Genomic DNA, 26,340 nt, shown 5'->3' with positions numbered 1-26,340 from the left:
TCATTTTCTTGACTTATAGTTTTTGATGTTGAAGCGGTGCGTTGCAACGCACCCTACGGAATTGCCCATTACCTACGCGAACTTTCACCCCGTACTACGAAATCTCAAGCCCAGCACTAGCGGCACCGCAATCGCATACACCAGTGTTGTAGGGTGCGTTATAACGCACCACTTCCTTTTCATTTTCTTGACTTATAGTTTTTGATGTTGAAGCGGTGCGTTGCAACGCACCCTACGGAATTGCCCATTACCTACGCGGACTTTCACCCCGCACTGCGGAATCTCAAGCTCAACACAAGCGGTACCGCCAGCGCATACACCAGCATCACGCTGAGCCAGATGGCCCCCGGCCATTGTGATCGCACGACAAAATAGAGCGTAGAGAACATCAGCGGGCCGATGATGGAGGCGAGGCTGACGGCGGATGCCAGCACACCCTGGAATTGCCCCTGCCTGTTCTCGTCAACCATGCGGCTTGCCAGTGACTGCAGGGCTGGTATGCCTACGCCGCCCATGACAAACACTGGCATGACAGCAAATACCATCCAGCCCTGTTTGGCAAAAGCCATGACCACCAGGGCCAGGCAGGTACCGGCAAAACCGGTCAGTATGGTACCGCGCTCGCCCAGCAGTTTGACGGCTGGGCCGGGCAAAAAGGCTTGCGCGAGTGACTGGCACAGGCCATAGGTGCCGAGTGAGAGACCTATCCACAAGCCATTCCAGCGGAACACGTCGTTGCCCCACAGTGACCAGCAGGTGCCATATACCTCACCTGTCATGCTGAGGATGAAGAAGACGATGGTGACGGGCACCAGGTTCTTCATCGTGAATATCCAGCGCATGGGCAGCAGCGGATTAAGCGCGGCCAGGTCCAGCTTCTCGCGGCTGGGTGTGCGTGATTCTGGCAAGACAAAAAATGCCATGAGCAGGTTGGCCGCATTCAAGACCGCTGCCGCGATGAAGGGCAGGCGCAGCCAGTAATCACCGAGCACACCACCGAGGATGGGGCCGATGATAAAGCCTGCACCAAACACCGCATTGAACAGGCCAAAGCGGCGCGCCCTTTGTTCTTCAGGTGAAATATCGGTGATATAGGCCATGGCCACCGACATATTGGCGCTGGTCAGCCCGGCAATGGCACGGCCCAACAATAGCATCCAGAGTTGCGGTGCGAAGGCCATCACCAGGTAGTTGATTGCGGCCCCGGCCAGCGAGATCAGCAACACCGGGCGGCGGCCCAGCCTGTCACTCAATGCGCCCAGCACGGGAGCGAAGATGAACTGCATCACTGCATACAAGGCCGTCATGATACCTATATAGGGCGCGACATTGTCACCATGCGTAACCTCTTCCAGCAAGCGCGGCAAGATGGGGAAGATCAGGCCTATCCCCACCGCGTCAAGACCGATAGCAGCAAAGATGACGGTCAGTGCCTTGGAGCTTGCTTTATTCATGGTCATGCTCCTGTGCAGTTTGATTTTTGGAAATGCGCGCAGGAATCGCCACAGGGCTGCACGCTATTCGCGGCATCGCATGACAAGGGTTTGATAGCCCATTTTCTTTTGTAATTTTGGTCATAACATCAACTTTCTTATTAATATACTCAATATAATTATGTACTGAGTACATTTAATATATGCTATGATGCCTTCCATGTCAAATCCGTCCGATCTTCGTTCCCGCAAACGTCTGGCCATGCGCCAGGGTATTTCCAATGCCGCCACCCTGCTCTTCCAGGAGCGGGGCTTTGACCATGTGACGGTAGATGAGATTGCGGCAGCGGCTGACGTGGGGCGGATGACGGTGTTCAATCACTTCCCGCGCAAAGAAGACATGTTCTTTGACCGTGATGAAGAGGGGCGCGAGATGCTGCGCGCAGCCTTGCGCGAACGCGATCCCTCCATTTCCCCAATCGAGACTCTGCGCCTGCTGGCACATCAACTGGTGGCAGTCGAGAGCCCTTATGTCAGGTTCCCAGCTGGTGCCAAAGGCTTTATTTCACCGGGCAGCCAGGGCTTCATGGAAACCATAGAAGGCAGCGAAACCCTGAAGGCGCGCGCCAGGGCAATACGCGACGAGATATCACAAGTCGTGGCAGAGGCAATGGCCCTGTCCGTCAAGCGCGAAGCTGGCGATACCGATGCCGCACTGGCGGCCAACCTGTTACTGGCGACATGGACGGTGGCACTTATCCAGGCTCACCAAAGCTTCAGACAAAAGCAGGATGCCGCAGAAGCGAAAGCTGTTTTTCTGGCGATTATTGATAAGGGAAGCGTGGGTATCAAGGCGGCGATGGCGGGGACGGCTTATGCTTGAGTTGGCTGAATGTGGTTGAATACGGATTGCAGGCAGCCTGCATCCAGGCTATATAAACTGCACATTATTTGCTGCAGATGGATCCCAGCCTGCGCTGGGATGACCTGAATATGTATTACGGGGCTTTAAACGCCAACGCTTCGATACGTTTATAAGCGCGGCACTTTCATTCTAAAGCCGTATCCCGCAGGGTAATGAAATGGACACTTTTCTGGTGTTGATTCATGATTTTCGCCCTTTCTCTTTACGCCACTCTTTCTGACAATCCGCATAATTCGCAAACTCATAACTGACGCCGACTTCACCACGGTTGATGGCCTTGGCGTGGGCGAAGACGATGATGTTGAGGATGTTGTCGGGCAGTTCGCGCTCTGTCTTGCCATTGGCCCACAGGTAGCCGTAGCTGACTGAGCCTTCTTTGAGGCCGACCATCCAGAATTGCGGACGGCGGGTGTAGATGTCGGTTTTTACCTTGTCTTTTTTGAGACTGGGTTTGCCGTATTGCTGTTCCAGCGTTTGCGCTATGCGATCGGCGGCGGCTTTGATTTGTTCACCTGTGCCGCTGACGGCGGTAATGGTGCGCGATGCGCCGACCTTGCAGATGCCGCTGATGGGGGCGGTAACGGCGTAATAGTCGTTGAAGTCATCTACTGGCATCGGCGGCTGGCCTTCGAACAAATGCCTGGCTTTGCCGGATTTGACAAAGCCGAACTTGCTGGCCAGCTCGGTTTCGCTGATGGCCATGGCGAGGCCGAAGGGGCCGCTGCTGGTAACTGCTGCAGTTGCGGTAGCTGTGGCGGCTACCGTGGCAATTGCGCTTGCCCTAGCCGCACTGTCCGCCACTACCTGCGAGCTGGCAGATGCAGGTGAAATCTTATGTGATGCAGCAGCAGTGCTTTGTTCAGTGCCAGGACAACCTGTCAGTAAGGTAGACGCAGTGATGATGCTGATGAGATTGGTCATGCAGAAGCGGTGTCTGGTAAATGTGTTCTGCATAAGCTGTGATCGCATGATTTATTTGCTTGCTACCTGTCAGTCTGGCCTGTGTAGGGACGTGCGTCATTATGGCGCCGGAATCAATCTGACAATGTAATGCGATTGTGCTGTTGTTTGCAATAGCTTTAAAGGGTCAATCCCCTTGTTTCAACATCGCCAGGATTTCTTTGCGTGCCTGGGCTTGCTGTTCTTCCCTGGGGATAGTGGCGTCACCGTCGAGGAGTTGGTAGCGGTAGTGGGCAAACTGGGAATGGTTGCCACCCGTGATTTCTACCCATCTGGTTTGTGCGGGCAGCAGTTTTTTATTGGCGATGATTTTTTCTTTGGGGGCAACCTGGTCATTACTGGCAAAGACCTTGGTCACCGGTATCCGCAAACCCGACAGGTCTGCGGATTTGGGATGAGTACTGCCCATCAGCAGCATGCCGGCGATGTGTTCAGTATCTGTCTGTACATAGCGTGCCGACAGTGCAGCCCCCAAAGAATGACCGGCCATTACCCAGGATGACAAATCTGGATGGCTGGTGATGACGTCTTTGGCATGTGACAAGACAGCTTGCTTGTGGGATTCCAGCGGGGCAAAGCGCCAGGGCAATTTGATGATGAAAACGCTAAAGCCAGCTTCAGCTACCGGCCTGAGCAGGGGAATATAGGCATCTGCTGCAATGCCACTACCACAGAAAAAAATCAGTCCACGTTGTGGCTTGCTCTGCAAAGGCCTTAATTCCAGGGAGGCCGGGGTGTCGGTGAGTGCGATGCTGGCGCTGGACTGGAGCAGGCTGTCATCAACATCGCGGGTCCTGACATTGTTGATCATCCAGAGGGTAAACAAGATGGCAAAGCTGACAAAGAAATAGCGTATCCAGCGATGGATACGCTTTTTGGCAGCGAGTGAATGCGGCTTGCTTATGGTAAACATGACAGGTGTTCCATCAAATTCGGCATGAAGAGCATGGCCGGGTCAGCCACACTCTGCTGCCCATTATAGATGCTGCGCCGGCCTGTATCAGGAACTTGATTACTTGACGTTCTTGACAACCAGCACAAACCTGTCAGTCCTTGAGCGTATGCTGGGGTCGAATACTGAATTGGTCCTGCTGTCTTGCGGGTTGCGCAAGATATCGCTCTGTGCCACGGTTTCAAAACCGAATTTGCCCAGCTCATCCTTGACGTAGACTTCATCTATCCTGTGCTGCTCTTGCGCATAGCTGGTTTTGCTATTGGCGGGTGCAGAATGGTCGATGACGAGCATGAGGCCATTGGGTTTGAGTGCCTTTTTGATTTGCCCCAAAAGTTCAGGCGGGTTGATCAGCCATTGCTTGGACACGTGATACATGTCGTGGTAGCCCATGACAAAGAAGACGGCATCAAGGGAATTTTCTTCCAGCCCCAGTTGATCTACTTCACGGTCATAGCGCAGCACGTTTTTGAGGTGGCCATCGCCCAGGCGCGCTTCCAGTTCCTTGCCGACAAAGGGGTAATAAGCCTTGTTATTGTGCAAGAGCACCTTGCCCTTGTCGCCGACTTGCTGGGACAGCAGTTCACTGAAATAACCACTGCCGCCGAGCAGATCCAGCACGACCATACCGGGCTTGATCTTCATTAAATCCATGGTTTCTTGTGGGCGACTGGTGGCGTCGCGGGTAAGGTCTGCCGGACGGCGGTGAGGCTCGGCCAGGTTGACCTGGGCCAGGCTATTAAAGGATAGCAAGCTGAGCAAGGCTATGCCCATGTATTGATGGATACGCATTCTTTATCTCCTTTTAAAGTTTTTTATTCAGGATTTACGCAAACTTGTCCCCGCAAGCCTGGGCAGGATTTTCTGTCAGGCCCAAACATTATGAGTGTTTGGGTACGACAAAGTTCAGGTGGCAGATTATTCAATTATCCCCACCCTTGCATCATAGTGCCTGTAGTTTGCCGACACGCAAAACTGTGGAGTATAGTGCGGACTGTCTTCATCAAACACCAAAATCCATGATGCGATTGCTCGTCACCAGCCTGACTCTACTCCTGCCTTTGATTCTCGTCTGCCAGCCTGCAATAGCCGCAGAAGACCCGCCTGCTGCCACGGCGATGGAAGAACCCCAGTCAGTCGCCGTGAGCGGCATCAAGAATCCTGAATTGCGCTCTTACCGCAATATGCTGGCCGGACTTGATATGTTCGAGAGCAAACGCCACCTGGCCCCGACGGCGGACAACTTGCGCTTTGTGCTCAAGCCCAGGCATGCCGGTACATCGCTGGCCGGACTGAGCTTGCGCATCGCTACAGATGATCTATCCATCCCGGTGGTGCTTGCCGCTGATGGCAGCTTTATCCTGCCACGCGACCAGGCCGCTGCCGATGGTAATGCTGAACTGATGCTCAACCGCAGCCGTGGTGAATTCAATGGCATGCCACGCGTGAGCAGCGCCAACGTACCGCCAAATATGCGCCGCCTTGGTGATGTGCGCCTTGAATGCCAGGTTGCCATAGCAATCGCCAAGAAAGAACTCAATGTCTTGCTGCGCACCGCTGCTGCCGTAGCTTTGGGTGGGACGGACTGGTGTATGTCATCGAGGGTCAGCTATGGCACGTATACGCCTTTCGCGTCGGACAGTGTCACCTTGGTGTCAGGTGACAAGCGCACGGTGCTCTATACCGGCCACAGGATGAAGTATGTCGTGTTACCGCTTTCTGAACGCAACTGGCCTGACGACACCCTGGTCGAATTCCAGCCATCGCCAGCCACCAGCATAGCGCATTTCACCGCCCAGCCTATCTACCTGAGCGGCAACATGAACAAGTGGGATACCTCTTTGCCTCTGACGCAGATTGATGCCAGCAATTTCAGTGTGGACGTGGTTTTACCCAAAGGTATCAGCAAGTTCAGAATAGTCTCGAAAGATTTAAAGATGGTTGAGCTTGGTGCAGCCGACAGCAGGGCCAATGAAAACAAGGGTAATTTCGTGATCAATACAGGCAAGGCTCTGGCCTGGTCCGGCAAGGATGTGTGGTTTGAACCGCCACAGGCGGGCAAGTATCACTTTGCCTTGAATGTGGCTGATCCTGATGCGCCTGTGTTGACGATTACGGCGCGGGAATGAGGCGTAGCCCAACCTACGAAGCGTGGCCTGGCGAGCCCCGGCCTAACCTACGAATTTACGTAATTTACCCTCACCTCACACCCTGTCCAGCGGCAATCTCGTCATCAAAAAATCCAGCAAAGCGGCTACCCGTGGTGGTATCGCTTCCTGTTTGTAAAACACCGCCCAGACTGGCTGCATCCAGGGCAGGCTGATGTCGGACAGCACCGGTTTGAGTCTGCCGTGGGCACGGTCTGCCATGGTCAGAAAGTCGGACAGGCAAACGATGCCAGCGCCCTGCACGGCCAGGTGACGCAGGGTTTCGCCATTGCTAGCGCTGACGACGGGGTCTATGGTGTAGCCCTCTCCATCTGCGGCATTAGCTGCGTCTGATTTGGGCAGCGGCCAGGTATTCAGGCTGGCGGGCGCGGTAAAACCCAGCAGCCTGTGCTGGGCCAGGTCGGCCACGGTCTGTGGTTCACCGTGACGTGCCAGGTAATGTGGTGCCGCCACCGGGCGGATGCGGCTGCTACCCAGACGGCGTGCATGCAGGCTGGAGTCGGTGAGCTGGCCTATGCGTATGGCGAGATCAGCGCGCTCTTCGATGAGATCAACAAAGGTTTCACCGCTGACCAACTCCAGCTTGATGAGAGGATAGGCATCCAGAAAATCTGCCACCAGCGGTGCCAGCAAGTGATCTAGCGTGGGGGTGGCGGCGTTCACACGCACCAGGCCGGATGGTTGCGACAATCTGGCTGTTAGTTGTTCTTCAGTGTCATCAATATCACAGAGTATTTTCTTGGCCCTTTGCAATAACCAGTGGCCTTCCTCGCTCAGCTCCAGCTTGCGGGTAGTGCGCGTCATCAGGGTCATGCCCAGTTGCGCTTCAAGGCGGGAAATACTGCGGCTGATGCCGGACGGCGTCTGCCCCAGATGCTCGGCCGCGGCCGAGAACGAGCCGGTATCGGCCACTGCCACCAGGGCTTTCATGGTTTCCAGGCTTAGCATTATTGATTCCGAGTCACAAGTTAAGTGTAGCTTAAGCTATTTTTCTTATGCTTGCATGGGTTCAGACTGGCATCTCGTTCACATTTACATAGAACTTACGCAAAATTGTCCCAGCAAGGCGTCAGCGACGAAGACAGTACTTTAGTACCGAATTTGCTAAATGCGGGAGCTGCAACGCAGCTGGGGCGGTTTTGCGTAAGTTCAACCCAGGAGTTAATATGCCCTTAGCCTTGTGGGCGCTGACACTCAGCGCCTTTGCCATCGGTACGACAGAATTTGTGATTGTCGGCCTTATCCCTACCATCGCCAGCAGCCTGGCGGTGTCTGTTCCTTCTGCCGGTTTGCTGGTCAGCCTGTATGCATTGGGCGTGGCCGTTGGTGCGCCAGTGTTGACTGCGCTGACTGGCCGAGTGCCACGCAAGCAATTATTGCTTGGCCTGATGGCCTTGTTCACGATCGGTAACCTGGTAGCCTGGATGGCCCCCAACTATGCCTCGCTGATGGCGGCGCGGGTGCTGACTGGGCTGGCGCACGGGGTGTTCTTTTCCATAGGCTCAACGATAGCCACTGGCCTGGTCGCCAAGGACAAGGCCGCCAGTGCGATTGCGCTGATGTTCAGCGGCCTGACGGTGGCACTGGTGACGGGCGTGCCGCTGGGTACCTTTATCGGCCAGCATCTGGGTTGGCAGGCGACGTTTCTGGCGGTGTCGGCGCTGGGTGTGATTGCCTTTATTGGTTGCGCGATCCTGATCCCTTCGACCATCGCCAGCAGCAAGCCTGCCTCTTTGTTGACGCAAATGGCGGTGCTCAAAAAACCGCGTCTCTTGCTGGTGTATGCGATGACGGCGCTGGGTTATGGCGGCAGCTTTATCGCCTTCACTTATCTGGCACCGATACTGCAGGACATCAGCGGCTTTAGCGCCAATGCAGTGGGCCTGGTGATGCTGGTGTATGGTGTCTCAGTTACTTTTGGCAATATCTGGGGTGGCAAACTGGCAGATAAAAAGGGGCCAGTCGCGGCATTGCAAATCGTGTTTGCCTTATTGGCCCTGGTCTTGCTGGTGCTGACTTTTACTGCACATAACAAATGGCTGGCCTTGCTGACAGTATTAGCCTGGGGTGCAGTGGCTTTTGGTAATGTGCCGGGTTTGCAGGTCTACGTCGTTCAGCGCGCCGAGCATGATGCGCCGCAGGCTATTGATGTGGCATCAGGCTTGAATATCGCCGCATTTAATGTCGGTATCGCATTCGGTGCCTGGGCAGGTGGCCTGATTGTCAGCCACATCGGTTTGATGCATACACCTTGGATAGGTGCGCTGGTAGTGGTAGGTGCGTGGAGCCTGACAACTCTGGCAGGCAAGCTGGACAGGGCCGAGGGTTTGCCTGACAAGGCTGTGCACCTGGGTGCTGTCAGCATGCATTGATTTTTATCAAAGCTAAAAACATGAATGGGGATATGCATTGCTGCATATCCCCATCATTTTTTGTGTCAAGCCAGTTGCAGCAGTCTGCGACAGACTGCAATAGTCTGGGGTAGTCTGGGATAGTCTGGAATAGGCAGCCTATTTTTTTGAGTACGAATTGTTTTTTTCGGGATCAGGCAAACCCATTAATTTGAGTTCAATATTTTTGGCATCTTCCTGTGGCACCTTTTCATTAAAGTTTTGCTTCAGGAAACGCCACATATCTTTCTCCAGCGCTTCACATTGCAAAACGGCGCGGCTTTTGCGTGTGGATCTGTGGATGTATTCGAGATCATCACCTTCTTGCGATGTGTCGCGGTATTCGCGGCGTTCTCTATAATTTTTATAACTGGTACTCTGGTTGTCGCTGCTGCGCTCCTTGATGAACTGGTTCATGGGGATGCCACAATTTTCCCTGAAGTTGGTCATCAGGGTACGGTCAACACTGATGCTGCATTGTGAATACCGGTGATCCAGTACCCAGCAGCTTTTGCCAGTGTCACGGTCTTTTTGCATGGCCGTGATCTTGCGCAGTGTAGAGTCATTTTTGACTTCAGTCGCGGTACTGCCAATTTTTGCATTACAGGGTTGATCTGTATAAATCGTTTCGCCCGACGGGGTGACGCACTTGCGTACTTCTGCCTGCGACATGCTGGGGAAGGCAAAAACCAGGAAAGACAGGCAAGCGAGGAGTGATTTTTTCATAATAAATGGGAGAAGGCGAGCCTGGTTTCTTGTCTTTATTTGTTATCAATTTGCATTTAAATATGCAAAAACAGCTGCAAATTATAACGCAAGCTACAATTGGTTACATTTATGTTTAAGGATTTATTCGCTTATCTATTTTGTCAAGTGCATCCATGGTGCAGGACTAGCAAGCCCGACAGTATGGACATCGTGGACTGCATGTAGATGGGTTTAAGCATGCCACGCAGCTTGATTGACGTCGCAATTTTTCTTTGTTAGGATCGCCCCATATCACTGGAAACAGTGACGTAAGCGTTTACGTTAGCCAACGCGCAAACAAATTTGTCATGCATTTGCAAACAGATTTGTCGCGCCATGGATAATGTATATGCGACTTCTATTACGGCTGGTATCTTTACTACCACTACGACTGCCACTCCGGCTTTCTGCCTCTCTCGGCATTTTCACGAATGCACCTCTTGCCACTGCGGTTGGCCTTTTCCTCTGTTTTTTTGTCGGCTTTGCCGATGGTGTACTCATGCCGTTTTTTGCCTTGTGGGCAGAAAAAGAGGCGGGTATTTCTGTCGCCAATATAGGCTTGCTGCTGGCTTGTTACTCTGGCGGCGAATTGCTGGCCACTCCTCTGGTGGGCGGCATTGCCGACCGCGTCGGGCGGCGCCCGGTACTGCTGATCTCCACTGCGGGCGTGGGGCTGGGCTTTGCCCTCCTCTACTTTACCCACGGCGTATGGGCGTCTGCCCTGGTGCTGATCTTGATAGGTGCGTTTGAAAGTGTCTTGCATCCCACCATCTCTGCGGTGATTGCCGACGCCATCCCGCCTGAACAGCATCGCTATTATTTTTCCATCGCACGCGTCATGTCGAGTGCAGGCCGTGTCGCCGGCCCGGCGGTGGGATCTGTGCTGGCGCCGTTTTCTCTGGGTGCGGTGTTTCTGGGGTCTGCACTGGCAACGCTGATGGGTACACTGATCATTGCGCTCTGGCTGCCAGAGACTCTGACAAAAAATACCATCTCTGATGATGAGGATGACAGTTTGCTGGGCATCCTGCCAGCCTTCAGGGATGCGCGCCTGGCTGGCTTGCTGCTGTGGTCAATGTGCCTGCAAATATCGGCGGGCTGGTTAAGTTCAGTCTTGCCGCTGTATGCCGTAGATGCAGGCACCCTGACGCCATCGCAGATAGGTTTGCTGTTTACTTATGCGGCGGTGCTGACGGTCTTGTTCCAGTTAAAAATCAGTTCCTTATTGGCGCACATCAGCAACTTCAGGATGGTGATTGCCAGCGGCTGCGTGCTGGTGGCTGCTTTCATCTGCCTGCTGTTTTCATCCAGCCTTGCCGCACTGGTGCTGGGCGTGAGCTTGCTGTCGCTGTCGCAAATGCTGTTTGGCCCCTTGCTGCCTACCCTGATCATGGAACTCGCACCTGCGCATGCACGGGCAACTTATATGGCAGCGGCATCGGTGGCGGCAGATTTGAAAGATACCGTGGGGCCAGCGGCTGGCACATCCCTGTATGCGATTGCCGTACGCCTGCCATGGATGGTGGGGATACCGGTTGCGGTGTGCGCGACGCTGGCGCTGGCGTTTAATGTCAGGCGGTGTGGGAGAGGGAAAACCTCGTAGGTTGGGCTACGCCTCATCAGCCCAACAGCCGACCACTGCACACGTATACGTTATTTAAACGCCCAGTGTTGGGCTGGGCCTCGCTAGGCTGGTAAAGCGTAGCCCAACCTACAGATCAGCCCAACCTACATCCCCCCAACCTGCAAAATTAATTAACAAGAGCTATGGCTCACAAAAAATTCAAAATATCATGACTACAAACACCAAACACCACATCGAACGCCTGTATTGGGAAAAACGCCGCAGAACCCTGCGCGTCACCGACGTCACACGCTTGACGCCACATATGCAGCGCATCTCTTTTCAATCAGATGATCTGCATGATTTTGCCAGCCTCGCGCATGATGATCACGTCAAGATCTTGCTACCCATTGCTGGTGAGGCAGACAGCGTTGTTACACGCGAATATACACCGCGATATTTCGACACACAGGCGCGCACGCTGGTGCTGGACTTTGCATTGCACCAGCATGGGCCAGCCAATGCATGGGCGATGCAGGCAAAAGCAGGCGACACCCTGATTGTCAGTGGGCCGGGCAAATCCATGGTCGTGGCAGACGATTTTGACTGGTATCTGCTCATAGGCGATGCCACTGCCCTGCCAGCAATCACTAGACGTGTTGAGCAATTGCGCGCAGGCGTACACGTCACCAGCATCATCATGCTTGCTGATGCGGCAGATAAACAGGCTTGCGTAACCGCCGCCAACTGGCAAGCACAATGGCTATTACGTGATAGCGATTCAGTCAGTGATGAGCAGTCCTTGCTGGCAGCAGCGGCTGCTTATCAATTCCCGCCTGGCGATGGTTATATCTGGATCGCTGCTGAAAAACAGGCCGCGCGGGCATTACGTACCTATATGGTGGAACAGCGCGGGCAGCCAGAGGCATGGATAAAATCGTCAAGTTACTGGACGCGTGATGAGGTGTAAAAGGCGTTGCAAAAATGGTGTTTGCGTTGTGTTCCCATCTCGTCAATTGTAAGTTTTCTGTAACAGGAAAATCAATTTGTTTCTTACAAGTTTGTCATAAACCAGATAGCGCTAATACCACTTTCTTTTTCAGGCAAATTTTGTGTATTACAAATTTAAATTTGATATTTTCTGGCCATTTTTTGTCAGCAATTTTTCTGGGGCTGCACATGGTTTGGCAACTGGTATTAGCACAAGCATTGCCATAAAATTGGAAAAGTTTCCAATTTTTCCAAATCAAATTTGCTAACCAGCACTGGGATGCTTTCCAAACTGACCAAATCTGTCAGCCCCGCTGACAAAATTTGAGATGAACCACGCCCCAATTCAGGGCAGGCAGAAGCCCATTTGCCCAGCCTTGCAACATGTCTGGCATTTGGATACTGTCAGGCCACAAACAACAAATAGCAAATACAGACCGGCTTTACCTGTTTCTTTTTTTGCTCATTTGTAATTCATGACCTCAGTCAAGTTTCACCAGGGCGCATCTACAAACATGCGCCTTGCAGTTTCAATGAGTATCAATGGATGCCGTGCACCCACGCATCCATGCATCCATATGCATCAACGTAAAAAACCAGGAGTTCATACGTGAAAAAAATATCCAATCGCATGACGGCCATCTGTCTGGCCTCATCGCTACTTTGCCTGCAACTGGCAGGCTGCGGTGGTTCCAGCACTGCTGATTCTGGCAGCACCAATGGCGGTACCAGCCCCATGGCTGCACCACCACAAGCTGCACCAGCCGAAACAGCGCTCACACCTGTTACAGCTACCGCCAGTTCCGTTGAACGTGGTGACCTGTCGGCAGCCGCAGCGATAGACCACAACGACAATACCCGCTGGGGCAGTGCTTTTACAGATGACCAGTATCTGACGCTGGACTTTGGAAAGACAGAAACCATCACCCGTGTACGTATACAGTGGGAAAACGCCCATGCCACGCAATACCTGCTACAGGTCTCGGACAATAATAGTGACTGGACCACGATCAAGACCGTAGACAATAGCAAGGGTGGCATTGAAGACCTGACCGAGCTCAATGGCAAAGGCCGTTACCTGCGCGTGAAGGGCATCAAACGTTCTACCCAGTATGGTTATTCCATCATAGAGATACAGGCATTCTCAGGCACGCCAGTAACACAACCGGGCACCGATCCAACCCAGCCCAGCCAGCCAAGCAACCCTGGAACGATAGACTTGAGCAAACCTGGTGTGGCCGTCAAGCCTGTCGCCGCCACTTCATCCGCAGTAGAAAACCAGGCCATGTCAGCCGCCATGGCGATCGATGGCAAAGCCAATACGCGCTGGGGCAGCACCTCAGAAGACGGTGCCTGGATACAGTTTGACTTTGGTGCCAAGACGCCCGTCGGCTATATGAAGCTGGTATGGGAAAATGCTTATGGCAAGGAATACGCCCTGCGCGTATCTGACGATGGCCAGACCTGGACGCAACTGCGCTATGTCAGTGGTGGCAAAGGCGGTACGGAAGAATTCTTTAACCTTGGTGCAAATGCCCGCTACATACGCCTGCAAGGCGTAGCCCGCGCTACCCAGTATGGTTATTCTTTGTTTGAAGTTGAGTTCAAGTCACCAGGCAGCGACAATACCCTGCCAGATGCAGCGACCACCGCCTTGAAATTCCCAGCCAGTGGTAGCGGCTGGGCACCGTTGCCTGCTGCAGCAGAACCACTGGAAAGCCTGCAATTCACTCTGCCTGACGGCACCCTGGTCACACGTTTTGGTGCACGCGGCCTGGCACGCCATGGTCGTGAGCGTGGCGAAGAATGGAATGAAATTGGCTACGGCCCGAATGAAACTGTCGATGCAGCAACTGGCTTGCCAGTTGACAAGGGCCCCGGCAATTACCTGACCTTCGTCGCGCAATATTTCAAGAACCGCACCTGGGGTTTTGAAGTCATCGACAATAGCCGCGTGGCTGGCGTGACCAAGCCAACACTGACCGTCAATCAATACAATACCGTAGACTTTTTGCCGGGTGGCGTGGCCTTCTTCCGTGGTTTTGACCGCGTCGGCGTTACTGGTTATGGCTGGATGAATCCGGGTGAACTGGTAGACCGCAATGTCGCCATCTGCAAACCCGTGCCCTACCCTGCCAATAACAAGCTCAACACGCCGGACGGTGTGAATGGTGCCTGTACCTTGCGCGTAAAGGACTATCCTGGACATAGCGACCTGGATGCAAATGGCTTCCCGAATGGCAAAAACATCCCGGCACGTCCGCTGGTGGTGGGTGACATTATTGAAGTATCACCATCCATGTTCTCCACGCCTGAGGGAATGGCTGCCAAGGGGGATAGCGGTGGTGTGCGTTATTACTCGTCTGAATGGATTTATGTGGTCGGCTCTGGCCTCAAGCCATGGTATGGCGTGCAGCCACGCTTGAACTCGGTGCCACTGCCGGAAGAGACTTTGTCAGGCGGCCAGGGTTCCGTCTCTTACAATTATTCTGACAATGGCTTGTTCATGTTCCAGCAACCGCACAATAATGCGGGCATGCAAAACATACAGCGTTTCGTTGAAGGTCGTCGTCTGGTGCATACCAATTTCACGACGGGTGATCATAATGAGAACGGCAATGACCGCTACCAGCAGGCAGTGGGTTTGCAGGGGCCGCGTTTCAACCAGTCTGCCTGTATCGCCTGCCACGTCAACAATGGCCGCAGCCCTGCACCAGTTGCCATCAACCAGCGTCTCGACAGCATGTCGGTCAGGGTGGCAGCCACCAATGCAGCAGGCCAGCAATTGCCGCATCCGCAATATGGCACTGTGGTGCAGATGAATGCGTTCTCCAGCAGCGGCGTGCCGCAAAACTGGGGTACCAATGTCAACGTCGCCGGATTTGAAACCCGCACAACTAAGCTGGCCGATGGCACCAATGTGGAATTGCGCAAACCCACGCTGGCATTTGAAGGCGCTGTACCGACAGTGTATTCGCTGCGCGCTGCCCAACCAATGATAGGCATGGGCTTGTTAGAGGCCATACCTGAAGCCGACATCCTGGCACGTGCCCGCACATCACCAGATGCTGATGGTGTCGTCGGCCTGGCCAACTATGTGTATGAACCAGAAACCGGTGCTGTACGCGTAGGCCGCTTTGGCTGGAAGGCATCCAAGGCGACCCTGCGTCACCAGACTGCTGCCGCGCTGTTGCAGGACATGGCGGTCACTTCACCAAGCTACCCTAACCGTAGCTGCACGACAGACCCGGCTGGCTGTGCTGCCGCACCGGCGCAAAAAGGTATCTCGGAAGCTGACCTGCAATCCATCACCCGCTACCTGGGCTTGGTGGCCGTACCTGCACAACGCAGCATCGCCAGTGGTTTCCCCAAAGGTGTAGCACCTATGGATGAGCATGTCGTCAATCCTCAGCAAGTCAGTGCCGGTGCCAAGGTGTTCCAGAATATGCGCTGCTCGGCATGTCACACGGTGGAGATGAAAACCGGTAATGGTCATTTGCTGGCTGAATTGCGCAACCAGACCATCAGGCCATACACAGACTTGTTGCTGCATGACATGGGCACAGGTCTGGCCGACAAGCTGGTAGAAGGCCAGGCCCAGGGCAATATGTGGCGCACCTCGCCACTATGGGGCATAGGCTATACCGAGAAAGTCATGGGTAATAACAGCAAGGTAGGCTACCTGCACGATGGCCGCGCCCGTAACCTGACCGAAGCCATACTCTGGCACGGCGGAGAAGCAGATAAAGCCCGCCAGCGTTTTGAAGCCTTGTCAAAAACTGACCGTGATGCGGTGCTGGCTTTCTTGAAATCCCTATAAAAACGCTGTAATTTTTAGATTATCTTGATCTGACTTGTTGCAATTAACAGGCACTGCCGGGCAAATCATCTGCCCGCCAGTGCTTTTTTATTTTTGCGCCACGTATTGTCGGCGCCAGATTCACCTCAAGCCAGCGTGACACTCACGTCGATATTGCCGCGACTCATCTTCGAGTAAGGACAAATCTGATGGGCCGCTGCGATCAGCTCTTGCCCCACATCGCCAGGCAAGCCCGGAAGACTTACCCTGAGGCGCGCCTGCAAGAAGAAGCCGCCTTCCCCGGTACCGAGATCAACTTCAGCATCTACCGCAGTGCCCGCAGGCAGTGAGATATTTTTCTCCCTCGCCGCCCTGCCCATCGCACCGATGAAGCAGGCTGACCAACCCGCTGCAAAAAGCTGCTCAGGATTGGTGCCTGTACCATGGCTGCCAGGAGGCGACAATTTGATATCGAGACGGCCATCGTCGCTTTGTGCGGCACCATCGCGGCCACCGGTAGTGTGGGTTTTGCCTGTATAGACGACTGTTTCTATCTTGCTCATGACGTTTCCTTATTTAGTGTGATATTGATAGTGAAGAAAAAGTAGATGCCAGTCACCATTAAAGATGGTCGGCACTGATGACCGCATCAGCAAAGGCGCGTGGTGCCTCTTGCGGCAAGTTGTGGCCTATACCACCCGTGATGAGCGTGTGTTTGTATTTGCCCGTGAAGCGCTTGGCGTAAGTAGCAGGATCAGGGTGTGGCGCACCGTTGGCATCACCCTCCATGGTGATGCTTGGCACCGTGATGGCAGGGAAGCTGGCCAGTTTTGCTTCCAGCACTTCATACTTCGCTTCGCCATTAGCCAGACCCAGGCGCCAACGATAATTGTGGACGGTGATAGCGACGTGATCAGGATTGTCCAGTGCCACGGCGCTACGATCAAACGTGGCATCGTCAAAGCGCCATTGTGGTGATGCAGTTTGCCAGATCAGCCTGGCGAAATCATGGCGATTCTTTTCATAGCCGACGCGGCCACGCTCGGTGGCGAAATAGAACTGGTACCACCATTGCAGCTCGGCCTTGGGTGGCAAGGCTTGCTTGCCTGCTTCCTGGCTACCGATCAGATAGCCACTGACAGAAACCAGCGCCTTGACGCGCTCAGGCCACAACGCAGCAACGATACCTGCCGTACGTGCACCCCAGTCATAGCCGGCAAGCACGGCCTTGTCTATCTTCAGCGCATCCATCAACGCCACCACATCAGTAGCAAGCGCCGCTGGTTCGCCATTGCGCAAGGCATTGGGGTCGAGAAAGCGGGTCGTGCCATACCCACGCAGATGCGGCACGATGACGCGATAACCAACCTTGGTCAACATGGGCACGACATCAATGTAGCTGTTGATGTCATACGGCCAGCCGTGCAGCAAAATCACTACCGGGCCATTTGCCGGACCTTCTTCCACATAGCCGACATTGAGCTCACCGGCATTGATCTGCCTGATGGCCGTAAAGCCGGGCAGCCCCTGGCTTGCCTTGGTATTCACATTCTGTGTCGCGCTGGCGGACTGCGCCTGGGCTGTTGCTGGCAGCATGAATTGCGCACTGGTAAGGATAAGGACATGGGCGAGTGTGACGGCGGCAAGGGTAAAGCGACGCTTGCTGTTGACCCGGGTGATGCGTTTGAGATATTGGTGCATTTGCTTACTCCAGTGATGGTGGCTTGGTTTTCAGGTAGATGCTGCGATGGGTATTTCCTGGTAAATATCAATAATTTAATTATCGTCATAATTATTATTAAGCGAAATATATACCGGTTCAAGATCATTTTCAAGTACGATAATCATTATTTCGATAATTAATTTACGGGAATGCTAAATGAGCAAACAAATGTACAAAAAAACTGAAGCTGACAAGGAGGCAGCCCGGCTTGGCGACTTCATGTGCTTTGCGGTGTATTCAACCAACCTCGCCTACTCACGTGTCTACAAACCCGTGCTTGAACAACTGGGGCTGACGTACCCGCAATACGTCACCATCATTTGCCTGTGGGAAGAAGACGGCCAGACTGTCAAGTCATTGAGCGAAAAACTGTTCCTCGAACCCAGCACCATGACACCCATGCTGAAACGCCTGGAAGCCATGGGCTATGTGAGCCGCGAGCGCGACAGCGAAGACGAGCGCAGCGTGCTGGTATCACTGACCGATGCCGGGCGCGAACTGAGAGAAAAAGCATTTGACTACCGAGAAGTAACAGCCAGGGCATCCGGCCTGGCACCGGAAGAATTTCGCGTGCTGCAAAAAGCCATCGTCAACTTGCGCACCAATCTGATGGATGCCTATAAGCAAAATGAGGCAGGTAGTTAACATTCGCCGTGCAGACTGCCATTCTGCATGCGCGGCAAGACTGCTGTATAGTTTTTCACTCGCTAATTAAGGAAAATTCGTAAGGAAAATATATGCATAGTCTGGCTGGAAAAACCGCAGTAATCACCGGTGCAGGACGCGGCCTGGGTGCCGCACTGGCCATCTCACTGGCAGAGGCAGGTTGCAAGGTGATTTTGTGCGGCCGCAATCTTGCACAACTCGCTGATACCGCCAGCATCATACAAAACATGGGCGGCGCAAACCCTGTATGTATAGCAACCGATCTGGCCGATGTGCAAAGCGTGCAAGATGCCGTCGATACCATCATCAAATCGCACACCCATATCGACCTGCTCATCAACAACGGCGCCATGTGGCTGCAAGCCAGCGATGAAGCTTATACACCTGCCCAAGTACTGGGCGTCATCAACTCTGCCGTCACAGGCACCTTCCTGTTTACCCAAGGCTTGCTGCCGCTGCTGAGATTATCAAGTGGTGCAGACATCCTCACCATAGGCTCCATCAGCGGCCTGCCAAACGCCAGGATGCAAAGCGTGTCCGTCCCCTTCTACGCCGCCAAGCGCGCCCAGGCAGGCCTGGCAGACGGCTTCCGGCAAATGCTGGCAGGCACGCCCATACGCTCCATCAGCGTGCACCCGCCTTACCTCGATGACGTAGCACCGCAGCAGCCAGAATGGGGGGCAGTGCAAGACCGCAAAAAGGGTGAGCGTGCGACCAGCAAGGACGTGGTGGATGCCGTGCTATTTGCACTGACGCGGCCACGGCATATTACTTTGTCGGTGATACTGGATGCGGATGAGGGTGGGGTGTTTGGGTGAGTTTGGAAGGGGGAGATAATGAGAGGCCTGGTCTTTTCACAACGTTCCCTTTGAGGATCTTATATTGTTACACGCTATTCGGGCGCGGGTGGTTGGCTTCTGACGGAATTAAGTGTGTTGAGCACTGGGCACCAAGATAATTTAGGCTGAGAACGGCCAATCCATGTATATTTTCTTTTGATCCGTCGCCATAGTTTTTATGACTCTTTGCGCACTGGGAACATGCTTTGAATCTTCATTCACTAGAAAAAATCCTACTTCTTTAGGTAACAAATCCAATTGCGAACTCACACATAACAACAAATCAGAGTACAACAATCCCCGACTAGATCCTCCGAAAATCACTTCCGCCCCCATCAGAGAATGATATTTACACATAAAACTGGCTAAACTCGTACCTCTTGTATGCAAATAACTATGAATCAGTTCGATTTCGGATCTCAAAAAATTAATTATCCCTATCATCCTTTCTCCACTTTGCACATACCCTATGGTAAAACCAACTCCATTTTTTCCATCCCAATTTTGAACCACTCCGCTGATAATTTTATTTGGTAATTGGGTTAGCTGCTCTGTCGAATTGACTACAGTATTGTTTTCCTTATCGATCAATTCTCCTTCCTCTACAAAATACGAAAAACCACTAGGAAGGAATTCGAAGTCATACTCTTCAAAAAATTTAACTTGCTCAGTTAGGTCAGGTTGAGCACCAATAGGAAATACTGAGTAAAGAGAATAACGCACACCCATAAATTCACCTTAAATGTTGAAAAATTTCTCTGGACCAAGCCAATCGAATCTTACAGTGAAAAAGGTGAAGCAGGTTTTACATTCATGCATTTCAGTACGGCCCCAGGTATGATTGGTGCAAAGCGGGGGTCACGCAAAGCCTGGGTCAGGTTTCTTAAGCAAACATTCTAATTCAATGATTTTCACTGAGTAAACTCTCGTGTTTGTTTCGGCGTAATTTTCGGCAGTGAGCCGATTACTACACATACATTCATACATTTTCTTAGCTTAGAATTGTCGTAATAAAAGACCTGACTCGGTCTTTCTTGCTTTCCATTACGGCAGACCGATTCAATAGATTCAATGCCGCCGACTGTTTCACGCGGCCGCACTGGCCTTCGTGCGCAAGGCTTCTGGATTGAGGGCGCGGCCTTCTTCTAACACCACACAATATTGGGGTTTTAAGCCCAGGGTTGTGAATCTCGGGCACGGAGAATTGTCATAAGTTAGTTAGCGTACAGATCTGGTTGAGCGCTCCGTGCACACTTAGAATCTGATCACTCGGCCACTACCTGACGAACTTCATTTTTACGTTCCCGGTGCCACGAATAAGCATTATTCGTTAGCTTCAACCTGATTCCAAGAGGTGACATACATGTTTTCAGACGAAACACTGTACTCAGCCAACGCACAACGCAGTAATCATGGCGCTCCCATCGACTACATGCAGAACCATCACATCGCTGTGACGGGCAAGCTCTACATCACGCTTCAGAAGTCGCTGTATGTTCAGTGGGGACCGCCGCATATGGGTGGCGTGCTTGAGCCATTGGCGATTGCTGCAACTGGTCTACTTGCATTCTTCCTGCGCAAAAACAAGCGCGACCTGTGGTTCACATTGGGCGCGCTGTTCATGTTGCTGCTGGCGTTTCCGGTCATTTTTTCTGGCTGGTTACTCCGGCGAATACCGCGTTTTTTGCTGCGATGCTGCCGAGCATTCCGCTCAATTGGGCCGACCTGCGTGCAGACTGGGAAATGGGTCACGCCATTCGGTTTGCGCTTCAGTTCGGGGCGCTCGCATTGCTTGTTTTATCGCTGGCACTCGACGCGAACACCTCTAGCCTTTTTACACGACAACAGGAGCGGCCATGAAGCACCTTCTTCTTGCAGCGGCGTTGACTTGTGTTGCCGTCCCACTCGCAGCATCCGACAAAAGGAGCAATCAAGTGACAAATAAGACGACGCACATTAATCCTCCGAACATGATGTCCAGCCCGGCTTTTTCGCAAGCAGTGAAAGTCAAAGCGGGAACGGACATGCTTTTCATTGGCGGTCAGAATTCCGTTGATGCGACAGGGAAAGTTGTCGCACCGGGAGACCTGAAGGGTCAGACCATCCAGGCGTTGAAAAACGTGACGATGATCCTGGAGTCGGAAGGCCTCAAGCTGAGCAATGTCGTGAAGTGGAACATCCACATCGTGCAGGGGAGCCCCGTCAAGGACGGGTACGAAGCGTTCCAACAGGTCTGGGATAAGCGGGCCAAAGCACCGGCCATTACGGTCGTCGTGGTCTCGTCGTTTGGCAATCCCGAGTACCTCGTGGAGATTGATGCTGTAGCCGCGTACTGATGCAGGGACGTAGACGATAAGCGCAGCGTCATCGTACGCATGCTGCCTGCTCTAGCCTGCCTCTGCGCAATGGTTTCTTCTCGGTTTTCAGGCATCAATAAACCATGCTCATGTTCAGATGGATTTACGATGACCATGCGATATGCTTGAGGTCTTTTCCTTTTTTGTCGAACACGGTTGTGTACGATTACGCGAATCTAATCGTACCTACGCGGGCTACACGTTGCCAGGGAATCCAGGCCAATAGCCGCTATGATTTTCCAATACCCGCTGCATTTGCAAGAAAACGTGTAGCTTCTAATCGTGTTCCCTTAGAAATTGCATCCCAGGTAATTACTGGAAAATCAGCTGGCAACAAGGTTTCTACATGAGCCAAAGCAGCGTCTACCCTGCTTACAAAAACCTGCATTGCCGCCCAGGTAGCAGGGCCGCCGTTTTTCATCGCCAGGTCATGCCAGTGACGCGTCTGGATTTCTTTGAAAAGGTAGTGGGCATTTTTTGAGCGGAGTGCCATGGCCATGCCTGCTTTATGCGAATCAAGTTGTTTCGGCTTATCCAGATAAGGCCATACCGATAATACATCGTACAGAGGAGTCATTTGATACACATCACTGCGCCCTAAAAAGAGGGAATAATTTTTTGCGTGGCCGTCTGTGGCTCTCAGCAAGAAAAAGAGCAATTGCGTCAATATAAAAAACAGGGTGTCGCTCGCTTGTGAACTGCGCTGAAGTAAACGCAGGCATTGCTGCATGCCGGGGCCACCATCGGCTTCATATTTTTGATCAGGTGATATACCAAGTGCCTGACAAAAATCTTCTTGCGGCAAACGGGCTATCCAGCGGCCATCGTCCATCCATGCGCGATCAAAACGCTCGACAATCAGGGCTTTTTGTTCCCCAAATGTAGCCATGGAAGTAGTGGCGACTGGCAAACCCATCGCAGCGATAATTTGCGCGCACAGCCATTCGTTTTCGACAGAATCCGACAGACCCAGACGTTGTCCACCAATAAGTCCTAACGGTAATTTAAATATATGCGTGGTGGGCGTGGCACCATGTGGGCGACACCATTGATGTTGATATCGAAGGAAAGCTGTTTTTTCCTGTGCGCCAGCAATGGAGATACGAAACAGTTCGTCATCTTGAACGAATCGCTGATCAGAAGGAACAGTTTGCAAATGCCTCTCAACTTCTTCATCAGAGAGCGCCTCATAGGCCATGCGATTCCATCCATCTGGCGTGGCGTCATCAGGAAGCAATTGCACGGCACCTACGCAGTCACGGCCTATAGCTTCAAGCAAACCGAAAATGTCTGTACCTGCCTTAAAGCGTTTCCCTAGCCTTTTTCGGATCTGATGATTGTCAGGCAGCAAATTATCGAAGTAGTTTCTGACGGCATCGCCCTTTATCTCCAGCGAAATACTTATCGGCATTGAAAGTGACAAAGACCGGCTATGGGGCGACTCCAGCCAGGTCGTCTCATATCTGAATGTATGAGAATCACGGTCAACCTTCCAAGCTCCTACTAGCTCGCCATTCATCCACACATGTAATGACCGGGTCACCAGGAGCCTTTCTTGACATTGTCCAGGTCACGCATTTGCCTCAGTGCCTCATTGTTGATGCTTAGTTTTTTGAGCTTTTGCAATGCTTCATTGGTGCTGTCCTGTTCTTTAATCTCTAGTGGCACGACACTACTCACCCCACTACCATACGTCGAATTTTGCTCAGCAGTATTTGGTGATATTTCGCTTAATACTATGCTCACGTCCAGTATCGACAGTAATTGCATCATTTGATCAAAACTAACCAGACCGGGATTTGCTTCAATTTCTGCAATTCGCCCTTGACTTACACCTGTGAGAGCACCTAGTTGCGCTTGTGTCAGGCCACGCTTCTTCCTGAACGCACGAAGATGGTGACGTAGCTGGGTGGCAAATTGAATTGGATAAGAATTAGCCATGATATAACTCGCACATAAATGCCTATTTATAAAGTTATTTAGATAAGCCAGGAACTGCAAGCATTACTGCATTACTTCAAAAAATCTTCTGAACTTGTATTTCAATATACATGCTGTGACCAATATTTTCAATATATATCCCGTATCCTATATTATAAAAATATAAGTTATAGCCTATATTATTCATTTTCAAGCTTCATTGGTTAACATCAAATATTAGTCATAGGCAATATTAATAAATAACAGGAAATAGCTAATATTTCTCAATGACATCAATGAGCATGTTTCCATATCACTTTTGAATATCAAGCTCCACAGGGTGAGTCATAACGCACCGTGCTGATAAACGAAAGCATAAGACCTGAAATCTCCCCACAGAGACACAGAGACACAGAGACACAGAGACACAGAGAAAGACTGGGGGCTGGAAATTTCTGCGTACCGCTGTGGTGAAATTCACTAAGCTTGATGTCTGCACGAGAAATTCATTCCCCCGCATCCAGATACCCAAACACCGCCCGCCTCACCCGCCTGCGCAAATTGGCGGCACTCGTATCTGCGCGCACACCCGCCGCATCGACCATGCCTTTGATGATGCCCATTAAATCGACCATGACTTCTGCATCGCTGGCACCTTCTGGCATATCTGCCTGGGAGAGTATGTCGCGCATGGTTTTGCGCAGGCGGGTGGACTGGCGTTTGAGGTCTGCGGCTACAGGCAGGCGCAGTTCTTCTGCGTCGAGTATTTTTGCCAGCGCCGGTCTTTTTAACTGATGGGTGACGGCAACGGCTATCAAGTCTTCCAGTGCCTTGCGACCGCCCTGTTCCAGGTCTATTTTCTCGGCATCTTCAACCAGTGCGGTGGTCTGTTCCAGTATCAGCGCCCTGCTGATGGCATCTTTTGAGGGGAAGTACTGGTAGAGCGAGCCTATGCTGACGCCAGCCTTTCTTGCCACGGCATTGGTGGAGCAGGCGCTCAGGCCTTCAGTTTCGAGAATGTGAGCAGCAGCTTGCAATATGGCTTCTACTGTTGCGACAGAGCGGGCTTGTGTGGGGCTTTTACGAGGGGCCAGCGGGGTGGCGGCTTTGCTGATGGGCTTGGGCATGAATGCGAGTTTTCAATATGAGCGATAGCTCATATTATATCTCTACTTTATTGAACTTAACGAACTTAAGGAAAGCAAATAATCATGCAAACACAAAACCACCATCAACAACGAAGCGATCAACAACAAAGCGATCAACAGTTATTAAACGCCACCGTCATCGCCGTACGCCAGGCGGCTGACCTGCTGCTCCAGCGTTTCGAGCCAGATGCACGTCCCGCAGACTTGCCGCAACTGCTGACGATGATAGAAGACAATGACTCTGCCGTGACCGCGCAATTGCGGGCGTCTTTGCTGGCTCTGCACCCTGGTGCGCAATGGCTGGACGATGAAAAATCCGGTGGCCCTCTGCCTGCTGGTGAATGGTGGGTGGCTGATCCGGCAGAAGGCAACGTCAACCATATCCATGGCACGACTGAATGGGCGGTGACGGCGACGCTGGTGCGTGACAACGTGCCTGTGCTGACGGTGGTTGCTGAACCGCTGGCAGCAAAGCTGTATACGGCGGTGCTTGGCGGTGGTGCTTATCTGAACGGGCAGCCCCTGCATGTATCGCAAAAAAACAGCCTGGCGGCGGCCCTCGTCAGCACTGGCCAGGCGACGCCGGGTGAAGGCAAGCTCGCTTACAGCAAGATAGGCCAGTCTGTCACGGCCATGCTGGAGCATGCGCTGCTGGTACGCATGGCTGTGCCTGCGACCATGCAACTGGTGCAGGTCGCCAGCGGGCAACTCGATGCGTTCTGGCAGCACGGCAATGTCTTGTCTGGCCTCGTCAGCGGTGCCTTGCTGGTGACTGAAGCCGGTGGCCAGATAACGGACTGGACTGGCCAGCCCTGGACTTTATCCAGCCCCAATTTTATTGCCAGCGCACCTGCGATGAACAGTCAGTTGGTAGCCGTTTTGAAAAATATATAAATAGAATAAATAACAGAAAAGAATCGATATGAAAGAATACGCAGTCGTCGGTGCCAGCAGCGGCACAGGTTTGGCAATTACCCATTTGCTGGCCAGCCAGGGTCACACTGTGCGTGCCATTGCACGCAAGCCACCCCCAGCAACAGAATTTATCAAGCCCGTCATTGCCGATGTAAGCAATCCGCCAGCCATTGCCGCAGCGCTGGCAGATGAGCTGGAGGCAGTATTTTTTACGGTGGATATCCACAAGGCATTTGCGACAAAACAGCTGATACGCTCGGTGATGTTTGATGGTTTCGTGAATATGCTGAATGGTGTACAGCGTCACGCAAAACCACCACGCATTATCCTGCTCTCGGTCATGGGGCCAGGCAAATCATCAATGACCTGGCATCTGCTGAACCTGGCAAAGCGCGGCATGCAAAAGAATATCGTGGACAGGGAACAGGCTCTAAAGGATAGCGGCCTGCCGTATGTGATAGTGCGTGCGCCGCGCCTGGTTGATGTGAAAGTTGACGCAGTCAGGCAATTGACGGCAGCAGTACCATCTGCCCAGGCAAACCATCGACTCGACATGAAGCGTACGATCGCAAGACCTGATCTGGCCGTTGCCATGATCGCAGCCGCAACATCAGCACCAGAGCACAGTGTGTGGGATGTGTATGGCAGTGATGCGGGGCCTGTGCCTGCATGGCTGGGCTAAAACCTGAGAATGAAGAGTCAGCAGAAAACCTCGAAAGAACTGTCCAGACTTTCTTGATAGCATTATAATTATTGCACTTGTATTAATTGAATTATTTCATTTTTTGATTTGATTTGTCACAGGGCTTGCCGGATTTTTATCTACCCGGCAGGTTTTTTCTTT

24 protein-coding genes are annotated in these 26,340 nt (G+C 52.5%); 12 read left to right on the top strand and 12 right to left on the bottom strand.

Features of this window, described 5'->3' with window-relative positions:
* Positions 1–263 precede the first annotated feature (263 nt).
* Positions 264–1,454 carry a TCR/Tet family MFS transporter gene (locus AC07OI_RS12890; protein WP_495257510.1) on the bottom strand — a complete coding sequence of 397 codons (1,191 nt, stop codon included), beginning with the start codon at positions 1,452–1,454 and terminating at the stop codon, positions 264–266.
* Between the two features lie 199 nt (positions 1,455–1,653).
* Between AC07OI_RS12890 and AC07OI_RS12885 the strand changes: the two genes are divergently transcribed.
* Entirely contained in the window at positions 1,654–2,316 is a 663-nt protein-coding gene (locus AC07OI_RS12885; protein ID WP_495257509.1) for a TetR/AcrR family transcriptional regulator, read from the top strand.
* A 222-nt stretch (positions 2,317–2,538) separates the two neighbouring features.
* Here the strand turns inward: AC07OI_RS12885 and AC07OI_RS12880 are convergent, their stop codons facing one another.
* The 3 genes from AC07OI_RS12880 to AC07OI_RS12870 form a co-directional block, all read right to left on the bottom strand.
* Positions 2,539–3,327 carry a hypothetical protein gene (locus AC07OI_RS12880; RefSeq protein WP_495257508.1) on the bottom strand — a complete coding sequence of 263 codons (789 nt, stop codon included), beginning with the start codon at positions 3,325–3,327 and terminating at the stop codon, positions 2,539–2,541.
* Positions 3,328–3,445: 118 nt separating this feature from the next.
* Positions 3,446–4,231, bottom strand: a complete 786-nt coding sequence (locus AC07OI_RS12875; protein ID WP_495257507.1) for an alpha/beta hydrolase — start codon at positions 4,229–4,231, stop codon at positions 3,446–3,448.
* A 99-nt stretch (positions 4,232–4,330) separates the two neighbouring features.
* Positions 4,331–5,062 carry a class I SAM-dependent methyltransferase gene (locus AC07OI_RS12870; protein WP_495257506.1) on the bottom strand — a complete coding sequence of 244 codons (732 nt, stop codon included), beginning with the start codon at positions 5,060–5,062 and terminating at the stop codon, positions 4,331–4,333.
* A 227-nt stretch (positions 5,063–5,289) separates the two neighbouring features.
* On the opposite strand from AC07OI_RS12870, the gene AC07OI_RS12865 reads away from it, so the two are divergent.
* Positions 5,290–6,399 (top strand): early set domain-containing protein, encoded by a 1,110-nt coding sequence (locus AC07OI_RS12865; RefSeq protein WP_495257505.1) that lies wholly within the window; start codon positions 5,290–5,292, stop codon positions 6,397–6,399.
* Positions 6,400–6,474: 75 nt separating this feature from the next.
* Here the strand turns inward: AC07OI_RS12865 and AC07OI_RS12860 are convergent, their stop codons facing one another.
* Positions 6,475–7,386 carry a LysR family transcriptional regulator gene (locus AC07OI_RS12860; protein WP_495257504.1) on the bottom strand — a complete coding sequence of 304 codons (912 nt, stop codon included), beginning with the start codon at positions 7,384–7,386 and terminating at the stop codon, positions 6,475–6,477.
* 218 nt (positions 7,387–7,604) lie between these two features.
* Between AC07OI_RS12860 and AC07OI_RS12855 the strand changes: the two genes are divergently transcribed.
* Entirely contained in the window at positions 7,605–8,810 is a 1,206-nt protein-coding gene (locus AC07OI_RS12855) for an MFS transporter (RefSeq protein ID WP_492701595.1), read from the top strand.
* Positions 8,811–8,948: 138 nt separating this feature from the next.
* On the opposite strand, the gene AC07OI_RS12850 is transcribed toward AC07OI_RS12855, so the two are convergent.
* Complete coding sequence (locus AC07OI_RS12850) at positions 8,949–9,554, bottom strand: DUF4124 domain-containing protein (RefSeq protein WP_492701597.1); 606 nt, start codon at positions 9,552–9,554, stop codon at positions 8,949–8,951.
* A 370-nt stretch (positions 9,555–9,924) separates the two neighbouring features.
* Here AC07OI_RS12850 and AC07OI_RS12845 point away from each other — a divergent pair, with 370 nt between their 5' ends.
* From AC07OI_RS12845 to AC07OI_RS12835, 3 genes are all read left to right on the top strand, one after another.
* The gene (locus tag AC07OI_RS12845; RefSeq protein WP_495257503.1) at positions 9,925–11,178 is read left to right on the top strand and encodes an MFS transporter; all 1,254 of its coding nucleotides are present in this window, start codon (positions 9,925–9,927) and stop codon (positions 11,176–11,178) included.
* 190 nt (positions 11,179–11,368) lie between these two features.
* A complete protein-coding gene (locus tag AC07OI_RS12840; RefSeq protein WP_495257502.1) occupies positions 11,369–12,109 on the top strand; it encodes a siderophore-interacting protein in 741 nt (246 codons plus the stop codon).
* A 651-nt stretch (positions 12,110–12,760) separates the two neighbouring features.
* Entirely contained in the window at positions 12,761–15,949 is a 3,189-nt protein-coding gene (locus tag AC07OI_RS12835) for a di-heme oxidoredictase family protein (RefSeq protein WP_495257583.1), read from the top strand.
* A 125-nt stretch (positions 15,950–16,074) separates the two neighbouring features.
* On the opposite strand, the gene AC07OI_RS12830 is transcribed toward AC07OI_RS12835, so the two are convergent.
* Both AC07OI_RS12830 and AC07OI_RS12825 read right to left on the bottom strand, forming a co-directional pair.
* A complete protein-coding gene (locus AC07OI_RS12830; RefSeq protein ID WP_495257501.1) occupies positions 16,075–16,491 on the bottom strand; it encodes an organic hydroperoxide resistance protein in 417 nt (138 codons plus the stop codon).
* Positions 16,492–16,549: 58 nt separating this feature from the next.
* Complete coding sequence (locus AC07OI_RS12825) at positions 16,550–17,629, bottom strand: alpha/beta fold hydrolase (protein WP_495257500.1); 1,080 nt, start codon at positions 17,627–17,629, stop codon at positions 16,550–16,552.
* A 178-nt stretch (positions 17,630–17,807) separates the two neighbouring features.
* On the opposite strand from AC07OI_RS12825, the gene AC07OI_RS12820 reads away from it, so the two are divergent.
* Positions 17,808–18,296: a MarR family winged helix-turn-helix transcriptional regulator gene (locus AC07OI_RS12820; protein WP_495257499.1), complete on the top strand. Its 489-nt coding sequence runs from the start codon at positions 17,808–17,810 to the stop codon at positions 18,294–18,296.
* A gap of 92 nt (positions 18,297–18,388) precedes the next feature.
* Complete coding sequence (locus AC07OI_RS12815; protein ID WP_495257498.1) at positions 18,389–19,135, top strand: SDR family oxidoreductase; 747 nt, start codon at positions 18,389–18,391, stop codon at positions 19,133–19,135.
* Between the two features lie 141 nt (positions 19,136–19,276).
* Here the strand turns inward: AC07OI_RS12815 and AC07OI_RS12810 are convergent, their stop codons facing one another.
* Positions 19,277–19,885 carry a hypothetical protein gene (locus AC07OI_RS12810; protein WP_495257497.1) on the bottom strand — a complete coding sequence of 203 codons (609 nt, stop codon included), beginning with the start codon at positions 19,883–19,885 and terminating at the stop codon, positions 19,277–19,279.
* A 634-nt stretch (positions 19,886–20,519) separates the two neighbouring features.
* Here AC07OI_RS12810 and AC07OI_RS12805 point away from each other — a divergent pair.
* Together AC07OI_RS12805 and AC07OI_RS12800 are read left to right on the top strand one after the other, a co-directional pair.
* Positions 20,520–21,101, top strand: a complete 582-nt coding sequence (locus tag AC07OI_RS12805) for a hypothetical protein (RefSeq protein ID WP_495257496.1) — start codon at positions 20,520–20,522, stop codon at positions 21,099–21,101.
* Positions 21,091–21,492: a RidA family protein gene (locus AC07OI_RS12800; RefSeq protein ID WP_495257495.1), complete on the top strand. Its 402-nt coding sequence runs from the start codon at positions 21,091–21,093 to the stop codon at positions 21,490–21,492. The genes AC07OI_RS12805 and AC07OI_RS12800 overlap by 11 nt, the downstream gene beginning before the upstream one ends.
* Positions 21,493–21,742: 250 nt before the next feature.
* Here AC07OI_RS12800 and AC07OI_RS12795 read toward each other — a convergent pair whose 3' ends face one another.
* The 3 genes from AC07OI_RS12795 to AC07OI_RS12785 all read right to left on the bottom strand — a co-directional run bounded on the left by AC07OI_RS12795 (position 21,743) and on the right by AC07OI_RS12785 (position 24,560).
* Positions 21,743–23,032: a type II toxin-antitoxin system HipA family toxin gene (locus tag AC07OI_RS12795; RefSeq protein ID WP_495257494.1), complete on the bottom strand. Its 1,290-nt coding sequence runs from the start codon at positions 23,030–23,032 to the stop codon at positions 21,743–21,745.
* Positions 23,033–23,052: 20 nt separating this feature from the next.
* Positions 23,053–23,454, bottom strand: a complete 402-nt coding sequence (locus AC07OI_RS12790; RefSeq protein WP_495257493.1) for a helix-turn-helix domain-containing protein — start codon at positions 23,452–23,454, stop codon at positions 23,053–23,055.
* 485 nt (positions 23,455–23,939) lie between these two features.
* Complete coding sequence (locus tag AC07OI_RS12785; RefSeq protein ID WP_495257492.1) at positions 23,940–24,560, bottom strand: TetR/AcrR family transcriptional regulator; 621 nt, start codon at positions 24,558–24,560, stop codon at positions 23,940–23,942.
* A gap of 84 nt (positions 24,561–24,644) precedes the next feature.
* Between AC07OI_RS12785 and AC07OI_RS12780 the strand changes: the two genes are divergently transcribed.
* Entirely contained in the window at positions 24,645–25,475 is an 831-nt protein-coding gene (locus AC07OI_RS12780; RefSeq protein WP_495257491.1) for an inositol monophosphatase family protein, read from the top strand.
* A 28-nt stretch (positions 25,476–25,503) separates the two neighbouring features.
* A complete protein-coding gene (locus AC07OI_RS12775; protein ID WP_495257490.1) occupies positions 25,504–26,178 on the top strand; it encodes an NAD(P)H-binding protein in 675 nt (224 codons plus the stop codon).
* Positions 26,179–26,340 lie beyond the last annotated feature (162 nt).

This window comes from Undibacterium sp. GW821-FHT07F11, assembly GCF_059418665.1.
The sequence above is the reverse complement of the archived record's forward strand: the minus strand, read 5'-3'. Positions and strand labels throughout refer to the sequence as shown.

Excerpts from the sequence above, each read along its gene's own strand:
- AC07OI_RS12795 (WP_495257494.1), bottom strand. The coding sequence starts at position 23,032 with ATGAATGGCGAGCTAGTAGGAGCTTGGAAGGTTGACCGTGATTCTCAT.
- AC07OI_RS12890 (WP_495257510.1), bottom strand. The coding sequence starts at position 1,454 with ATGAATAAAGCAAGCTCCAAGGCACTGACCGTCATCTTTGCTGCTATC.
- AC07OI_RS12780 (WP_495257491.1), top strand. The coding sequence starts at position 24,645 with ATGCAAACACAAAACCACCATCAACAACGAAGCGATCAACAACAAAGC.
- AC07OI_RS12835 (WP_495257583.1), top strand. The coding sequence starts at position 12,761 with ATGACGGCCATCTGTCTGGCCTCATCGCTACTTTGCCTGCAACTGGCA.
- AC07OI_RS12855 (WP_492701595.1), top strand. The coding sequence starts at position 7,605 with ATGCCCTTAGCCTTGTGGGCGCTGACACTCAGCGCCTTTGCCATCGGT.
- AC07OI_RS12830 (WP_495257501.1), bottom strand. The coding sequence starts at position 16,491 with ATGAGCAAGATAGAAACAGTCGTCTATACAGGCAAAACCCACACTACC.
- AC07OI_RS12810 (WP_495257497.1), bottom strand. The coding sequence starts at position 19,885 with ATGGGTGTGCGTTATTCTCTTTACTCAGTATTTCCTATTGGTGCTCAA.
- AC07OI_RS12840 (WP_495257502.1), top strand. The coding sequence starts at position 11,369 with ATGACTACAAACACCAAACACCACATCGAACGCCTGTATTGGGAAAAA.
- AC07OI_RS12815 (WP_495257498.1), top strand. The coding sequence starts at position 18,389 with ATGCATAGTCTGGCTGGAAAAACCGCAGTAATCACCGGTGCAGGACGC.
- AC07OI_RS12865 (WP_495257505.1), top strand. The coding sequence starts at position 5,290 with ATGATGCGATTGCTCGTCACCAGCCTGACTCTACTCCTGCCTTTGATT.
- AC07OI_RS12790 (WP_495257493.1), bottom strand. The coding sequence starts at position 23,454 with ATGGCTAATTCTTATCCAATTCAATTTGCCACCCAGCTACGTCACCAT.
- AC07OI_RS12785 (WP_495257492.1), bottom strand. The coding sequence starts at position 24,560 with ATGCCCAAGCCCATCAGCAAAGCCGCCACCCCGCTGGCCCCTCGTAAA.
- AC07OI_RS12820 (WP_495257499.1), top strand. The coding sequence starts at position 17,808 with ATGAGCAAACAAATGTACAAAAAAACTGAAGCTGACAAGGAGGCAGCC.
- AC07OI_RS12885 (WP_495257509.1), top strand. The coding sequence starts at position 1,654 with ATGTCAAATCCGTCCGATCTTCGTTCCCGCAAACGTCTGGCCATGCGC.
- AC07OI_RS12875 (WP_495257507.1), bottom strand. The coding sequence starts at position 4,231 with ATGTTTACCATAAGCAAGCCGCATTCACTCGCTGCCAAAAAGCGTATC.
- AC07OI_RS12850 (WP_492701597.1), bottom strand. The coding sequence starts at position 9,554 with ATGAAAAAATCACTCCTCGCTTGCCTGTCTTTCCTGGTTTTTGCCTTC.
- AC07OI_RS12805 (WP_495257496.1), top strand. The coding sequence starts at position 20,520 with ATGTTTTCAGACGAAACACTGTACTCAGCCAACGCACAACGCAGTAAT.
- AC07OI_RS12880 (WP_495257508.1), bottom strand. The coding sequence starts at position 3,327 with ATGCGATCACAGCTTATGCAGAACACATTTACCAGACACCGCTTCTGC.
- AC07OI_RS12845 (WP_495257503.1), top strand. The coding sequence starts at position 9,925 with ATGCGACTTCTATTACGGCTGGTATCTTTACTACCACTACGACTGCCA.
- AC07OI_RS12825 (WP_495257500.1), bottom strand. The coding sequence starts at position 17,629 with ATGCACCAATATCTCAAACGCATCACCCGGGTCAACAGCAAGCGTCGC.
- AC07OI_RS12775 (WP_495257490.1), top strand. The coding sequence starts at position 25,504 with ATGAAAGAATACGCAGTCGTCGGTGCCAGCAGCGGCACAGGTTTGGCA.
- AC07OI_RS12860 (WP_495257504.1), bottom strand. The coding sequence starts at position 7,386 with ATGCTAAGCCTGGAAACCATGAAAGCCCTGGTGGCAGTGGCCGATACC.
- AC07OI_RS12870 (WP_495257506.1), bottom strand. The coding sequence starts at position 5,062 with ATGCGTATCCATCAATACATGGGCATAGCCTTGCTCAGCTTGCTATCC.